The organism is Caballeronia sp. GACF4 (assembly GCF_023631025.1).
In the GTDB taxonomy this organism is placed as follows: domain Bacteria; phylum Pseudomonadota; class Gammaproteobacteria; order Burkholderiales; family Burkholderiaceae; genus Caballeronia.
Genome location: NZ_JALQDW010000015.1, coordinates 111,120 through 123,784 on the forward strand (window position 1 = coordinate 111,120; position 12,665 = coordinate 123,784).

10 protein-coding genes are annotated in these 12,665 nt (G+C 62.2%); 5 read left to right on the top strand and 5 right to left on the bottom strand.

What is annotated here, in order from left to right:
• The first annotated feature begins 74 nt into the window (after positions 1 to 74).
• Complete coding sequence (locus tag NCR40_RS14465; RefSeq protein ID WP_250509795.1) at positions 75 to 3,779, top strand: DUF748 domain-containing protein; 3,705 nt, start codon at positions 75 to 77, stop codon at positions 3,777 to 3,779.
• Positions 3,780 to 3,882: 103 nt separating this feature from the next.
• Entirely contained in the window at positions 3,883 to 4,320 is a 438-nt protein-coding gene (locus tag NCR40_RS14470) for a DUF29 domain-containing protein (protein ID WP_250509796.1), read from the top strand.
• A 40-nt stretch (positions 4,321 to 4,360) separates the two neighbouring features.
• Here the strand turns inward: NCR40_RS14470 and NCR40_RS14475 are convergent, their stop codons facing one another.
• From NCR40_RS14475 to NCR40_RS14485, 3 genes are all read right to left on the bottom strand, one after another.
• Entirely contained in the window at positions 4,361 to 5,944 is a 1,584-nt protein-coding gene (locus tag NCR40_RS14475) for a DHA2 family efflux MFS transporter permease subunit (RefSeq protein ID WP_244829063.1), read from the bottom strand.
• Between the two features lie 106 nt (positions 5,945 to 6,050).
• The gene (locus NCR40_RS14480; RefSeq protein WP_244829064.1) at positions 6,051 to 6,833 is read right to left on the bottom strand and encodes an ABC transporter substrate-binding protein; all 783 of its coding nucleotides are present in this window, start codon (positions 6,831 to 6,833) and stop codon (positions 6,051 to 6,053) included.
• Between the two features lie 21 nt (positions 6,834 to 6,854).
• Positions 6,855 to 8,009, bottom strand: coding sequence for a methionine aminotransferase (locus NCR40_RS14485; RefSeq protein ID WP_250509797.1), 1,155 nt, complete (start codon positions 8,007 to 8,009; stop codon positions 6,855 to 6,857).
• Between the two features lie 126 nt (positions 8,010 to 8,135).
• Between NCR40_RS14485 and NCR40_RS14490 the strand changes: the two genes are divergently transcribed.
• Positions 8,136 to 9,065, top strand: coding sequence for a LysR substrate-binding domain-containing protein (locus NCR40_RS14490; protein ID WP_250509798.1), 930 nt, complete (start codon positions 8,136 to 8,138; stop codon positions 9,063 to 9,065).
• Positions 9,066 to 9,078: 13 nt separating this feature from the next.
• Here NCR40_RS14490 and NCR40_RS14495 read toward each other — a convergent pair whose 3' ends face one another.
• The gene (locus tag NCR40_RS14495) at positions 9,079 to 10,224 is read right to left on the bottom strand and encodes a branched-chain amino acid ABC transporter substrate-binding protein (RefSeq protein ID WP_244829067.1); all 1,146 of its coding nucleotides are present in this window, start codon (positions 10,222 to 10,224) and stop codon (positions 9,079 to 9,081) included.
• 350 nt (positions 10,225 to 10,574) lie between these two features.
• On the opposite strand from NCR40_RS14495, the gene NCR40_RS14500 reads away from it, so the two are divergent.
• Positions 10,575 to 11,009 carry a MarR family winged helix-turn-helix transcriptional regulator gene (locus NCR40_RS14500; RefSeq protein WP_250509799.1) on the top strand — a complete coding sequence of 145 codons (435 nt, stop codon included), beginning with the start codon at positions 10,575 to 10,577 and terminating at the stop codon, positions 11,007 to 11,009.
• A 29-nt stretch (positions 11,010 to 11,038) separates the two neighbouring features.
• Here NCR40_RS14500 and NCR40_RS14505 read toward each other — a convergent pair whose 3' ends face one another.
• Entirely contained in the window at positions 11,039 to 11,455 is a 417-nt protein-coding gene (locus NCR40_RS14505; protein ID WP_244829069.1) for a YciI family protein, read from the bottom strand.
• Positions 11,456 to 11,641: 186 nt separating this feature from the next.
• Between NCR40_RS14505 and NCR40_RS14510 the strand changes: the two genes are divergently transcribed.
• Positions 11,642 to 12,664 carry a LacI family DNA-binding transcriptional regulator gene (locus NCR40_RS14510; protein ID WP_244829070.1) on the top strand — a complete coding sequence of 341 codons (1,023 nt, stop codon included), beginning with the start codon at positions 11,642 to 11,644 and terminating at the stop codon, positions 12,662 to 12,664.
• Position 12,665 lies beyond the last annotated feature (1 nt).

Here is a 12,665-nt window from a genome sequence, read left to right on the forward strand (position 1 = left end):
ATGCCTCGTCGTATACTCGAAGCATCCTCTACCTGACAGGGCGATGCGCCGCCGCGCGTCGCAGCGCGCATCGAATGGCAAGCGTCACCAAGTCTTCACTGGCCTCGGCCGGGCAAACCCTGCGCGGCGTCGTGCATGCACGGCGTACGCGGAAATTCGCGATTGGCCTGATCGTCTTCATGGTGGTCATCGGCCTTCTCGGCTTCTTCGTCGCGCCGCCGGTCATTCGTCATATCGCCGAGCAACAGCTTGGCAAGCAACTCGACCGGCCGGTGACCATCCGGCGCATTTGGCTCAATCCCTATTCGCTCGATTTCGAAGCCGATGACGTGCATATCGGCGAAGCGCCCGCGAATCTCGCGAAAGCGCCCGGCGCGGCGGCCGGTTTCGTCGATGTGTCGCGGCTCGTCGTGCGCACGTCGTGGTCGTCCATCTTCCGGCTCGCGCCCGTCGTCAATGAACTGAAGATCGATTCGCCGCGCATCAGCATCGTGCGTTTCGACGGCGAGCATTTCAATTTCTCCGATCTGATCGAGAAATTCTCGAAGCCTTCGTCGCCGCCATCGGACAAGCCGGCGCGCTTCTCCGTGTCGAACATTCGCGTGGAGAACGGCCGGATCGTGTTCGACGACCGGCTCCTGAAGGCGAAGCACACCATCGACCAGTTCGCGCTCGGTATCCCCTTCATCGCGACGCTGCCGTCGGCCACCGATATCTTCGTGACGCCGTTATTGCAGGCGCACATCGACGGCTCGCCGCTCGTCGTGAAGGGCCGCACGAAGCCGTTTTCGGAGTCGCGCGAGTCGGAGATCGCGCTCACGCTCGACGGACTCGACGTGCCGCAGATGGCGTCTTACGCGCCGGCTTCCGTGCCCGTCGCGGTGAAGAGCGGCAAGCTCACGACCGACCTCAACGTGCGCTTTGCCATTGCCGGCGATGCACCGACTATTCGTATCGACGGCACTGCGGATCTGGCCGATCTCGCCGTCACCGATAAAGCGAACGCACCGCTCGTCGCCGCGCGCGCGTTGCATGTGAAGATTGCCAACGCCGAGCCGTTGCGCGATATCTATCATCTCGACGAAGTGACGCTTGCGGGCCCGGATGTACGGCTCGCGCGCGATCCGTCCGGCACGCTCAACGTGCAGAAACTCGCGCCGCCGCCCGCGAAGGCCGAGGTGAAGAAGCCCGAAGCGAAGGACGCGCCGCCGCTCGATCTGGCCATCAAGCACGTTGCCATCGACGACGGCAAGATCGCGTTCGACGACCAGTTGATGAAGCAGCGCGTGCAGGAAACGCTGACAGGTCTAGCCGTCACGCTCGATGGTTTTTCGACGCTCGACAAGGCGCCCGCGCGCTACACGCTCAAGACGGCGTTCGGTCACGGCGGTTCGCTCGGCGCTTCCGGCAACGTCGCGCTCGCCGCCAAGACCGCCGACGTCAAGTTGGCGCTCGAAGCATTGGCGCTGCCGCCGTTGCAGCCTTATATCGCGAATTCGCTGGCGGCGCGCGTGACGAGCGGCACGCTCGGCGCGAATCTGCCGGTGTCGGTCGATTGGTCTAAGCCGGATGCCAACGTGCAGGTCGGCGCGGGCGATGTGAAACTCGACGCGCTCACGCTCGTGCCGAATGCATCGAATGGCGCGGATGCCGCCGCACCCATCAAGCTCGATGCCGCGCTCGCGAAGATCGTCAAGGTGGATGTGCCCGCGCGTCAGGTCGCGCTCGACAGCGTGCAGTTGAAGGGACTTTCGCTCGATGCCACGCGCCGCAAGGACGGCAGTATCGACCTGGCCGCGCTCGCTGGAGCGCATGAGGTTGCGCCGGAGCCGAGCGCGACGCGCAAGATTCAGAAGGCGCAGGAAGCGGGACCGGCGTGGCGCTATCAAATTGGCCAGATCGCGCTCGATAACGCCTCGGCTAATGTTACCGACTTGACGCCCACGACGCCCGTGAAGCTGCGCATTGCGCCGATGTCGGTAGCCGTGAAGCAGTTCAGCGACGATCTCTCGAAACCGCTCGATGTTACCGGCAAGCTCACGCTCAACGGGCGTGGCGCGCTCGATATAAATGGCACGGTCACGGTCACACCGCTCAAGCTCGCGCTGCATGTGAAGGGCGATCAGGTCGATGCCGCCGCCTTCGAACCGTATTTCGGCGACAAGCTCAACGTCGATATCGCAAGCGCGTTCCTCAACGCCAATGGCGATGTGGGCTTGTCGGGCAGTGGCAAGACGCTCGCGGCTTCCTACAAGGGCGATGTTTCGCTGACAGACGTGCGCATGCAGGACAAAGCGACGTCCGACCGTTTCGCCGGCTGGAAACTGCTCGGCCTCACTAACGTAAAGGTGAACTATGGCGAGCGCGGCACGGACGTTGACGCGGCGCGCGTGACCTTCGCGAACTTCTACGGCCGCGTGTTGCTCGACGCGCAAGGCAAGCTGAACCTGAAGAGCGTCGTGGCAAGCGACAACGGCCCGCGGCAATCGGTGACGCGCGATCAGTCGAAGCCCGAGGCATTGGCGGCGGCATCCGCGGCGGTCGCGGCGAGTGCGCCGGTCAAGACGGCGGCGGCCTCCGGTCCTCCGGTGAACATGCGCTTCGGCCAGCTCGTATTGCAGAACGGCCGTGTGACCTACACCGACAACTTCATCAAGCCCAACTTCACGGCGAATCTCGTGTCGATCAACGGGACCATCGGCGCATTCGGCACGCATTCGACGACGCCCGCGCCCGTCGATGTTGCCGCCAAGCTCGCCGCGAACGGACCGGTTTCGATCAAGGGACAGGTGAATCCGCTCATCGAAAAGCCCGCCCTCGACTTGACCGCGAGCGCGCACGACGTAGAGCTCACCAACCTCACGCCGTATTCGTCGAAGTATGCGGGCTATCCGATCACGAAGGGCAAGCTCAACGTCGATCTGCATTACATGCTCGGCGACGACAAACTCACGGCGAACAATCACCTGTTCATCGACCAGTTGACGTTCGGCGATCACGTCGACAATTCGACGGCGACGAAGCTGCCGGTGCGGCTCGCCGTGTCGTTGCTAAAGAATTCGCGCGGCGAGATCGACGTGAACATTCCCATTTCGGGATCGCTTTCGAATCCGGAGTTTTCTATTGGCGGGCTCGTCTGGCAAGCCATATTGAATCTGGTGCAAAAGGCGGTGACCGCGCCGTTCTCGCTGCTCGCGCATGCGTTCGGCGGCAGTGGCGAGGAGCTGAATTACGTCGAATTCGACGCAGGCTCGGCAACGCTCAACGATGCCGCGCAGAAGAAGCTGGAGACGATTTCGAAGGCGCTCGCGGATAAGCCGTCGATCAGGCTGGATGTGACGGGGCGAGTCGATCCGAAAGTCGATGAACCCGCGTTACGCAGCGCTTGGCTGGATGGCCAAATCAAACGCGCGAAGGTCCGCGACATGTCGGATGGCGGCGAGAATGTGGACTGGCAGTCGGTGAAGGTATCGGATGCGGATTACGACAAGTATCTGACGAAGGTTTATAAGTCGGCGGATTTCAAGAAGCCGAGGAACTTCATCGGTTTGACGAAGTCGGTGCCGGACGAGGACATGAAGAGCGCGCTGACTGAAAACGCACCGGTCGATGAAGGCGCGTTGCGCGATCTGGCGCAGCGCCGCGCGCAGGCGGTGAAGGAGTACTTCGACGGGAAGATCGACAGCAGCCGGATTTTTGTCGTCGCGCCCAAGCTGAACGCGGACGGGATCAAGGATAAGGGCGCGGGGGAGCGGGTGGAGTTGGGGTTGAAGGGTTGAAGTGAGCGTTGGCCGTATGGACGACCTTTGCCTGCTGCAAGTATTGTTTATTATTTCAACGTCCGTTCGAACCGGATAACCGCTGAAGAACGGGAGTCAGCCGATGGGAACGAGTTACGAGCAAGACGTGGTGGCATGGGCCAAGGAACAGGCCGCGCTGCTGCGTGAAGGAAAGCTCTCGGCCATCGATATCGAGCATATCGCAGAGGAAATCGAAGACGTGGGCAAGTGCGAGCAACGAGAATTGGCAAGCCGCATGTCGGTGCTGCTAGCGCATTTGTTGAAGTGGCAGTGTCAGCCGGAGAGGCGCAGCACAAGCTGGCGATTTACGATCCGCACGCAGCGCAAGGACGTAATGTATGTATTGCGAGAAGCACCGAGCCTTGAAGGTAAGTTCGATGACGCGGATTGGATCGACCTTATTTGGTCCAAGGCTAAAAATCTGGCGCAGGCGGAGACGGGAATCGATATCGACGTATTTCCGGAATTGTGTGCTTGGCCAATGATCCAGGCACTCGAGCCAGAGTTCTACCCCGGCTGACTTCCCAATGCGCGGGCTTTCTCAGCCCGCGAGCCACCACCTAATGCGCCCCCGCCGCCGCCCCACCGCCGCCACCCTTCGCCACCTTCGTAATCCAGATCAGCGGAATGATCAGAATGAAGATGACCGCTGAAATGAGGAAGATATCGTTGAGCCCCATCATCGCGGCTTGAGTGTTGACGGTGAAGTTGAACATCCCACGCGCCTGGGCTTCACCGATATTCAGCGTCGATTGCGACATGCCGAGCGACTGCAAGAACGCCGGGTTATAAATATTCGCCTGCTCCGTCAGCCGCTCGTGATGCAGCGCGATCCGATGATCCCACTCGTTGCCCGCAAGCGATGTCCCCACCGCGCCGCAAAACACCCGCGCGAAATTCGACAAGCCTGCCGCCGCCGGTATTTTCGATGGCGGCAAGCCCGACAGCACGATGGCCGTGAGCGGCACGAAGAACATCGCCATCGGAATGCCCTGCAGGAGCGTCGGCAGCACGAGATGCCAGGTATCGATCTCGATCACATACTTCGAGCGCAGCCAGAATACGAACGCAAAGCCGACGAACGCCATGGTCGCGATCACGCGTGCGTCGCTGCGCGGCAGCACCTTGCCCATTACCGGCGCGAGAATCACGGCGAAGATGCCGAGCGGCGCGGTGACGAGACCCGCGTCGACGGAACGGTAGTTCAAATACTGCTGCATCCATTGCGGCAACAACACGAGATTGCCGAAAAACACGCCATAAGCGACCGAAATGGCCACCGTGCCGCCGAAGAAATTGCGTCCCGCGAAGAGCCGCAAATCGACGACCGGATTCTCCGCCGTCAGCTCCCACACGACGAAAAACGCGAATGAAATGGCTGCCGTTATCGCGAGAATGACGATGACCGGCGACTGGAACCAGTCGAGATCGCGTCCCTTGTCGAGCATGATCTGCAAGGACGCGACCCACGCGATCAGCAGCCCGAGCCCGACGATATCGATAGGCGCCTTGCGGCTCGGCGACTCGCGGTTGCGGTAGATGATCCACGTCACGCCCGCCGCGAAAATGCCGACCGGGATGTTGATATAGAAGATCCACGACCAAGAATAACTATCCGTGATCCAGCCGCCGAGCGCGGGACCGGCGATCGGGCCGACGGTCGCGGTCATCGCCCAGAGCGAGAGCGCCATCGACGATTTCTCTTTCGGATACGAGCCGAGCAGAATGGCTTGCGAGAGCGGAATCAGCGGCCCGGCCACCGCGCCCTGCAAGACGCGCGCGAAAAGCAGCACGGGCAGATTGGGCGCAAGACCGCACAACCACGAGGAGAGCACGAACATGAGGATCGCGCCGACGAACAGATGAATTTGCCCGAGTCGCTGCGTGAGCCAGCCGGTCAGCGGAATGGAAACCGCGTTCGACGCGGCGAACACCGTAATGACCCAGGTGCCTTCGTTGACCGAGACGCCGAGATTGCCGGAGATGGTCGGAATCGCGACGTTGGCGATCGACGAATCCAACACGTTCATGAACGTAGCGAGCGCCACGGCGAAAGTGGCGAGCACCAGTTGCCCGCCTTGCAGTGGTGCGGGCGCGGCCGGTTGTCCAGGGGCGGCGGGGTTCGTTCGAGGCGGCGTGCTCAATGCTTTTCCTGTGAGGGCGCCGCGGCGCTTCAACTCGCCGCGGGTGGTGAATCAAGCCGCCAGTGTGCCTGTGCCGTGGGAAAGTTGCTGAACGCCCGCTCATCCCTCACTTCGCCGAAATATCGATTTCCCCCAAATACTTCTTCGCGAACTTGTCGATCGTGCCGTCGGCCTTCACCTTCGCGATGGCCGCGTTGAGTTTGCTCTTCAGCGCATCGTCGCCCTTGCGCACGCCGTACGCAATGCCGCTGCCGAGAATCTTGTCGTCCCGCACCGGCGCGCCGACGAACGCAAAGCCGTTGCCGTCGGGCTTCGACAGAAAGCCGGTTTGTCCTGCAGGCGCGAGCACCAGCGTGGCATCGAGGCGGCCGGACTTGAGGTCCGTGTAGACCTGGTTCTGATCCTGATACGGCACGACCTTCACGCCTTCGTTTTCCCAATGCGCCTTGGCAAAGGTCTCCTGGATCGAACCCTGCAACACGCCCACGCTCTTGCCCTTTAGCGACGCGGGCGTCGGTTCGAGTCCACTGCCCGTTTTCGCGATGAGTTGCGTCGGCACGCGATACACCACCGTCGTGAAGTCGATGGCCTGACGGCGCTGGTCGGTCGCGTTCATCGCCGAATTGATGGCGTCGAACTTGCGGCCCTGCAGCGCGGGAATCAACCCGTCGAAAGAGGTCTCGACCCACTTGCAGCTCATCTGCGCCGCCACGCACACGGCGTTGCCGACATCGATATCGAGTCCTTGCAGTTCGCCCGTCGACGCCTTCGACTCGAACGGCGGGTACTGCGCTTCGAGCCCGAAACGCAAGGTATCGGCGGCGAACGCCGCGCCGCTCGCGAACGAGCAGGCAAGGAATAGGGCGGTGGCGGCGTATTTGATCTTCATCGTGTCGTGTCTCGAATGTTTTTAGATGGAGCAAAGGCGGCGCGCGCCTTCGATCAGCGTGTCGTCGTCCTTCGCGAACGAAAGCCGGATCACGCGGTTGTCGGTGCCGTCGGTATAAAACGCGGACAACGGAATGGTCGCCACGCGCGCCTCGCGAATGAGGCGCAGCACGAAGTCGCTGTCGCTTTCATCCGAAATCGCGCTGTAGCGTGCGAGCATGAAGAAACTGCCCGCGCTCGGCAGCAACTCGAAGCGCGATCCCGCGAGCGATGTCGCCAGCAAATCGCGCTTGTGCTGATAGAACGGTCCGAGGTTGAGATAGCTCGATTCGTCGGCGAGCGCTTCGGCGAAAGCCATTTGCATCGGCGTATCGGCGGAAAACGTCATGAACTGGTGAATCTTGCGGATCTCGGCAGTCAACGCGGCGGGCGCGAGACAGTAGCCGACGCGCCAGCCCGTCACGTGATACGACTTGCCGAACGACGACACGATCACGCTGCGCTCGGCCAGTTCCGGGTAGCGCGCCATGCCATGATGCGGCGCGCCGTCGAACACTACGTGCTCGTAGACTTCGTCCGACAGCACGATGATCTTCGTGTCGCGCGTGAGCGCCGTGAGACGCGCGATGTCTTCATCGGCGAAGGCGCTGCCGGTCGGATTGTGCGGCGTGTTGACGAGGATCATGCGCGTTTTCGGCGTGATGGCCGCCGCGACTTCGTCCCAGTCGATCTGAAAATTCTCCGCCGATAGCTGGATGGCGATAGGCGTCGCACCCTGAAGCTGCACGATCGGCGCGTAACTGTCGAACGACGGCTCGAAGTAAATTACCTCGTCGCCGGGATGCACGAGCGCGCTGATGGTCGCGTAAAGCCCCTCGCTCGCGCTCGCCACAACCGTCACTTCCGTGCCCGGATCGTACTGCGCGCCATACAGCTTGTGCGTCTTGTCGGCGATGGCTTCACGCAGCGCCAGCACGCCCGACATCGGCGAATACTGGTTATGTCCTGCTCGCATGGCTCGCTCGACGCCTTCGATCAGGCGCGGATCGCATGCGAAGTTCGGCGCGCCTTGAGAAAGATTGAGCGCGTGATGTTCGTCGGCAAGCTGGCCGATCACGGTGAAAATAGTCGTGCCGACGCTCGGCAGCTTCGACTCGGGGATGCAGGCGCTTTGCACGGCAAATGTCTCCGGTATTGCAGTTCGTCGATTGAACCGCGGCAATAAAGCCGGAACAATCGAAACTTTGTCATACTAGCCATGCTTCGAATTCATGGCTACGTAGACAAACCCGCGAACGACCACATGAAACCCTTGCCATCCCTGGACGTGCTGAAGACCTTCCTCGTGGTCGCGCGCAAGCTCAATTTCACGCGCGCCGCCGATGTGTTGAACGTGACGCAAGGCGCGGTGAGCCGCCAGATTGCCGGACTGGAGGCGCATCTCGGCTATGCGCTCTTCGTGCGGCAGGCGCGCGGCCTCGCGCTCACGCATCATGGCGCGTTGCTCATTGCGCCGTTGCAGCAGGCTTTCGAACAGATCGCCGATGCGCTCGCGAAAGGTGGCGCACAGTCCGGAACACTGCGTCTGAAGTGTCCGACCTGCGCCATGCGCTGGGTCTTGCCGCGTGTCATTCGTCTGCAGAACGAGCGTCCGGAACTGGTGATCGAAGTGACAGCAGCCGTGTCGCACAGTGTCGAGTTCAACGCTGAACAGTTCGATGCAGCCATCGTGTTTGGCGCGCCGGCGCCAGCGCAGAAGGGTGTCAGCTCGCACTATCTGTTCGATGAAGTGTTGACGCCCGTCTGTGCGCCCGAGCAGTTCAAGGTTCGGCGGGACCGCGCGCCGACGCCCGACGATCTGGCCGGCAAGACGCTTTTGCATCCCACACGCGACCGGCGCGACTGGCTCTTGTGGCTCGGCGCTTATGGTTACGCCGGCCTTCCTTCGATGAAGGCGCAGCATTTCGACACGCTCGATCTCGCCATCACATCGGCGATGCAGGGTCTCGGCGTAACCATCGGCGACTTGTCGCTGATCGAGGACGACTTGCGCGCGAAACGGGTGATCGCGCCGTTTTCGCTGTGTGTGCCGAGCGGCGCGGCGTACTACCTCGTCTACCCCGAGCGGCCCGCGCCGTCGCCGACCTTGCAGCAGTTCGCGAAATGGCTGGAAGGGGAGGCGGCACAGACGCGTGAGACGCTCCAGGCTTACACGAACGCCGTGCAAGCCTGAGCACGTGCAACGCTTACATGCCGTGCTTCGTCACCACGGTGTCCCACTGGCCGTTCTTCACCTGATAGAGCGTCGATGACGCGTTCTTCAACGCGCCGTTGTCATCGAATGCGATCGGGCCGGTGATGCCATCGAAGGAAATCTTCTTCAACGCCGGCCGATACACCTTGGGATCGGCGGAACCGGCCTTCTCCATTGCGTTGATCGCGGCCCAAGCGGCGTCGTAGCCGAACGGCGCATACGAGAGAATCGCCACCCCGAAGCGTTTCTGGAACTTGTCGCTGAACGCCTTGCCTTGCGGCAGCTTGTCGAGCGGGCTGCCGTATTCCCACGCCTGCGCGCCTTCGGCCGCGTCGCCGGCGAGCTTGAGGAAGTCGGCATCCATCACGCCGCCGCCGCCCACGAACTGCGCGGTCATGCCGAGCTGCTTCATGCGCTTGACCACGGCTGCCGCTTGCCGATCCAGTCCGCCGAAGAAAATCAGATCGGCGTTGGCCGCCTTCAGACGCGTGAGCTGCGCGCTGAAGTCGACCGTCTGGTTGTCGCTGAATTCGCGCGCGACGATCGTGCCGCCTTTCGCTTTCACCGCTTTCTCGAACTCGTCGGCTTCGCCCTGACCGAAGGCCGTGCGGTCGTCGATGATGCCGATCTTCTTCGCCTTCGTCGTCGTCACCGCGTAGGCGCCGGCGTTGCCCGCGTTCTGCGCATCGCTCGAAATGACCGTGAAGACGTTTTCCAGGCCACGCGTGGTAATGGTCGGGTTAGTCGCCGCGGGGTCGATCAGCGGAATGCCGGCGGTGTTGTAGATCGGCGATGCAGGCAGCGTCGTGCCCGAGTTGAAGTGTCCGACGACCACGGCCACGCCGTCATCCACGAGCTTCTGCGCGGCCTGCACGCCGATGCGCGGGTCGGCCTGATCGTCTTCCGCCGCGATTTCGAACTTCGCCGTCTTGCCGCCGATGCTGATCTTTTTGGCGTTCGCTTCATCGAGCGCGAGCTGCACGCCGTTCTGGAGATCTTTGCCGTAGCCCGCGTTTGCGCCGGTGAGCGGCGCGGCAAAGCCGACTTTCACCGTCATGTCCTCGGCGGCCGCGGCGAACGGCAGCGCGGCAAGCGCGACGGCGGCGCAGACTAGCTTGAGGCTCGTGTGGATACGCATGGTTTCCTCTCCTTGTTGGTCTGACTGACTGTTTCGACTATCGAATGGGACATCGCCACAAGTGCGCCGGCAAGAAGGGCTTTCCCCTCGCGCGCATCCGGCGCACGGTGAACGAGGCGGGACATGCGCAATTTAGGGAGCCAAATTCGCCGCGTCTTGTTGTTAAGTCGCGTGACGGATGCGGATTTCGGCATAGCGTCGGCGGACCGAATCCCCAAGCGGGATGCGGCACTGCGGGATTTGAAGCAAGTCGCGCCACGACGATTCGCGCCGCGTCCCGAGAGCCTCCTGTCGCGTCGATGAAAACGCGGCCCTTGACAGAGTGCATATGCACAAATATGCTAAACGGCATGGCTACGAATCCGAACTCTTCTCTCTTCGATTGCAACTGCTTTGCAATCCGCCAGGCCGCGCGCTATGTCTCGCAGTTGTACGAGCGGCATCTGAACGTGGCCGGCATCACGGCCGCGCAATACACGCTCATGTTGGCTATCGCGCGCCGGCCCGATGTGTCGATGGCGGATCTCGCCGACGCCATGGTCATGGACCGCACCACGCTCGTTCGCGCGCTCAAGCCTTTGCAACGCGATGGCATCGTCGAAGCGGAGCAGCAGGCGGCGAGTTCGCGTGCAGTCGGGCTGCGGCTGACGTCGCAAGGCAAGGAGACGCTCAAGAAAGCGGTCGAGCAATGGCGCATCGCGCAGGCCGAGTTCGAAGCGAAGTTCGGAGAGAAGCGCGCGAAGGCCTTGCGTCAATCGCTATTCGAACTGACCGCGTCGGCTTGAGGCGAAAGCACGAATGCTCCGCGTCTGGCTCAAGAGCGCGGCTTGTTGTGCGCTTCATCGAAGCCCGCCGCCGCTTCCTGCACGTCGGGCGGAAAGTCGCCGAACTCCATGACTTGCCGCACTTCGATCACCTCGTTGTCCGACGCGGGACAACGCTTCGCCCATTCGATGGCCTCTTCGCGCGATTTGACCTGCAGCATCCAGTAACCGCCCAGCACTTCCTTGGCTTCGGCGAAAGGGCCGTCGACGACGCGCGGCTTGCCGCCTTCGAACGAAACGCGCGCGCCCATCGAAGGGGGATGCAGTCCGTCGAGCGCGAGCAACACGCCTGCCTTCTGCAGTTCTTCGTTGTACTTCATCATTGAGGCGACGGCTTCGGCGGAGGGCAGCGTGCCCGGTTGCGCGCTTTCGTAGCCGCGCGGGATCATCAGCATCATGAAACGCATGGAATGCTCCTCGATAAGTTGCAAGCGTGGCCTTTCCCCGCTCACACCCTACGACGAGCCAGCCGCAAGCAAATCGACAGACGCGCGCTTTAAGCGTTTATCCCTAGCCGATTCCGGTTGCTTTAAGCGCGTCTCGCGCCGAATAATGTAATCCATTACATCTCGTTCGCCGCGGTGGCGCGCAGCATGTCGGATACGGTTCGTACACGCGAGGAAGTATCGATAGCGGATGTCGCCGAGCGCGCGGGCGTGTCGGTGGCGACGGTATCGCGCGTGCTCAACGGCCATGCGAACGTGCGCGAGACGACGCGCGAAAAAGTGCGCGTGGCCGTGGCTGCGAGCGGTTATCGCATCAACGAACTTGCGCGCAATCTGCGCACGGCGGAAAGCCGTCTGCTGCTCACCATGGTGCCGGACTTCGGCAATCCGTTTTATGCGGCTATCGTACGTGGCATCGACAGCGTGGCGCGACAAAACGGCTATTTCATGCTGATGTGCGATACCGGCGCCGACCCCTTGCGCGAACGCAGTTACTTCGACCTGTTACGCGGACGCCGTGCCGATGGTGCAATCTGTCTCGACCCCGCCGCCGTGCAAAAGGCGCTTGCCGAAGAGGCCTCGACCTTGCCGTGGGTTGCGTGCTGCGAATTCGATCCGGGCGCGGGCGTGCCTTACGTGGGCATCGACAATCATCTTGCAGCGGGCGATGTCGTGCGGTATCTGCTTGGCAAGGGACACGAACGCATCGCGCTCATCAACTCGGGACACGGCTATCTGTACGGACGCCAGCGGCTGGCCGGTTATCGCGATGCGCTTCGGGACGCGGGTATCGAAGCCAATCCGGCGTGGCAGGTCGAACTCGAAAGCCTCGATTACGACGCCGGCGAACGCGCGGCCACGCAGCTTGCCTCGCTTGGCGAGCGCACAAGACCGACCGCGATCTTCGCCGTTTCTGACACGCTCGCCATCGGCGTGATGAACGGTTTGCGCGGCGTCGGCTTGCGCGTACCGGAAGATGTCGCGGTAGTGGGCTTCGACGATATCGCGGTGGCCGCACATGTCTATCCGCCGCTTACCACTGTCTCGCAGCCCATGCAGGCGCTCGGTGAAACGGCGGCGGAACTGCTGCTCAAGCGCCTGCGCGATCCACGCGCGGACGTGCCGGGCGTGCTGCTGCCGCATCGACTCATTCAACGAAGGAGCGCGTGAA

What these genes read in the sequence shown, in the direction of transcription:
- NCR40_RS14505 (WP_244829069.1), bottom strand. Translation starts at nt 11,455, where the DNA reads ATGCGTTTCATGATGCTGATGATCCCGCGCGGCTACGAAAGCGCGCAA.
- NCR40_RS14465 (WP_250509795.1), top strand. Translation starts at nt 75, where the DNA reads ATGGCAAGCGTCACCAAGTCTTCACTGGCCTCGGCCGGGCAAACCCTG.
- NCR40_RS14480 (WP_244829064.1), bottom strand. Translation starts at nt 6,833, where the DNA reads ATGAAGATCAAATACGCCGCCACCGCCCTATTCCTTGCCTGCTCGTTC.
- NCR40_RS14470 (WP_250509796.1), top strand. Translation starts at nt 3,883, where the DNA reads ATGGGAACGAGTTACGAGCAAGACGTGGTGGCATGGGCCAAGGAACAG.
- NCR40_RS14490 (WP_250509798.1), top strand. Translation starts at nt 8,136, where the DNA reads ATGAAACCCTTGCCATCCCTGGACGTGCTGAAGACCTTCCTCGTGGTC.
- NCR40_RS14500 (WP_250509799.1), top strand. Translation starts at nt 10,575, where the DNA reads ATGGCTACGAATCCGAACTCTTCTCTCTTCGATTGCAACTGCTTTGCA.
- NCR40_RS14495 (WP_244829067.1), bottom strand. Translation starts at nt 10,224, where the DNA reads ATGCGTATCCACACGAGCCTCAAGCTAGTCTGCGCCGCCGTCGCGCTT.
- NCR40_RS14510 (WP_244829070.1), top strand. Translation starts at nt 11,642, where the DNA reads ATGTCGGATACGGTTCGTACACGCGAGGAAGTATCGATAGCGGATGTC.